The 1,851-nt window shown below is 74.9% G+C and carries 2 protein-coding genes; both read right to left on the bottom strand.

The window, feature by feature from the left end; translation table 11 throughout:
• Positions 1–6 precede the first annotated feature (6 nt).
• Positions 7–1,122 carry an alkaline phosphatase family protein gene (locus E1284_RS40475; RefSeq protein WP_341770481.1) on the bottom strand — a complete coding sequence of 372 codons (1,116 nt, stop codon included), beginning with the start codon at positions 1,120–1,122 and terminating at the stop codon, positions 7–9.
• A gap of 5 nt (positions 1,123–1,127) precedes the next feature.
• Entirely contained in the window at positions 1,128–1,709 is a 582-nt protein-coding gene (locus E1284_RS40470; RefSeq protein ID WP_131945400.1) for a DUF5998 family protein, read from the bottom strand.
• Positions 1,710–1,851 lie beyond the last annotated feature (142 nt).

Here is a 1,851-nt window from a genome sequence, read left to right as displayed (position 1 = left end):
CGGCCGTCAGGGGCGGGACGTGGTGAGCAGCGGCACGAGCTGCTCGGCCGGGACGAGGGAGCCGTGCATGCCGACCATCCGGTTCAGCCACGGCTCCCGCTCGGACGCGACGATCGCGAGGTCGCCGTGCGGGACGGCGATCACGTCGCCGATGCGGTCGGCCATCCCGTCGCCGAGCGGGCCGAACCAGCCGTCCGCCACCGCCTGCTCGCGTTCGACGACCCAGGCGCGGTCGCCGAGCAGGGCCGTCCACGCGGCGAGCACGTCGCCGTGCGCGCCCGGCTCGCTGTAGACGTAGCGGCAGCGGGCGTCCCCGCCGAGGAGGGCGACGCCGTCCCGCAGGTCGGGGACGGTGTCGACGTCCACCCGCTCGGACGGGTCGACCATGCCGTGGTCGGCGGTCACGTGCAGCGCCGAACCGGGCGGCAGGACGGCCGCGATCTGCTGGACGAGCATGTCCACGAACCGCAGCTGGTGCCGCCAGTCGGCCGAATCGACGCCGAAGCGGTGACCGGTCCCGTCGAGGTCGGCGTGGTAGGCGGTGACGTAGGCGCGGTCGCCGCGGCGCAGGGCCGCCTCGGTGCGGCCGACGAGCTGCCCGAGCCCGTCGGCGGACAGGTACTCGGCGCCGCGGGCGGTCGCGCGGCTCAGCCCGGACCTCTTGTACTGGCGGAGCGAGACGTAGCCGGCCTCGACGCCGTCCGCCGCCGCCCGCTCGTAGGCGGTCGGGACGGGTTGGAACGTCGCCGGGTCGGGGTCCTCGCCCTTCCAGTGCAGGCAGTTCAGCAGCCGGCCGGCGCCGGGGATCGCGACCTGCAGGCCGAGCAGCCCGTGCCCGCCGGGCGGCGCGCCCGTCCCCAGCGAGGCGAGGCTGGTGACGGTCGTCGCCGGGAACCCGGCGGTGATCGGACCGCCGTCCATCGCGTTCAGGTAGGGCGCCTCGTCGGGGTGCGCCCTGAGCTGCTCCCAGCCGAGCCCGTCGACGATCAGGACGCACGCACGGGGCACCTCGGGCACGCCCAGGACGTTCATCTCGCCCGGAACGCCCATCCCCGCCAGCACCGACGTGGGCACATCGGAGAGCGCCCCGTCCCCGTACCGCGGAACAGAAGGTTCTGCCACTCCGTTCACCCGGCGGTCGCGGCGGACAGTTCCTCGGCGAACGCCAGCACCTGGGCCACCGCGTCCGCGCCGTCCGCCGCCTCGCTGACCCGCAGGGACAGGTCGTCGGCGGTGACGCTGCCGGTGTAGCCGTGGTCGGCCTCGCAGTTCTCGTCGCCGCAGGTCGCCGGTTCGAGGTCGATGTGGGCGATGGCGCCCCAGCCGATGGTCAGCACGACCTCGGTGGGCGGCACCCCCGGCACGTAGGACGCGGGGTCCGGGACGACGCGCGTCACCGCGACCGACTGGACGCGTTCCAGCTTGACGGCCTCGGTGGTGGTGGACGCGTGCGGCTGGGCCATCCCCTCTCCGGGCGGATGCTCGTCGGTGTGGCACACCAGCAGCCGGGTCGCGGACAGCACGAGCACCGTCACGTGGCGCCGCACCTCCATCGCGGGGTCGAACGTCGCCTCGTGGTGAACGACGTACGCGACGACGCGCTCGTCGCCGACGGCCGACTCGACCGCGTCCGCGACCAGGGCCGGGTAGTAACCGCTGCGCTCGATCGCCGTGCGCAACCCGCTTGCGGTCGCTCGGGTTTCCCTCATGGCCCCATCCTGCCCTGTCCGGGGCGGACGCGCACATGACCGCCCGGCCGCGCGGTCAGCCGCGCGCCTGCGGGGTAGGGGCAGGGCATGGACGAGCATCCACTGCCGAGCCCGCCGCCGGTGCCGCCGCCCACCCCGGACC

It is taken from the genome of Actinomadura bangladeshensis (genome assembly GCF_004348335.1).
GTDB classification, from domain to species: domain Bacteria; phylum Actinomycetota; class Actinomycetes; order Streptosporangiales; family Streptosporangiaceae; genus Spirillospora; species Spirillospora bangladeshensis.
The sequence above is the reverse complement of the archived record's forward strand: the minus strand, read 5'-3'. Positions and strand labels throughout refer to the sequence as shown.

Bases quoted from the DNA above. Each gene is read 5' to 3' on its own strand.
- E1284_RS40470 (WP_131945400.1), bottom strand. From the start codon at position 1,709: ATGAGGGAAACCCGAGCGACCGCAAGCGGGTTGCGCACGGCGATCGAG.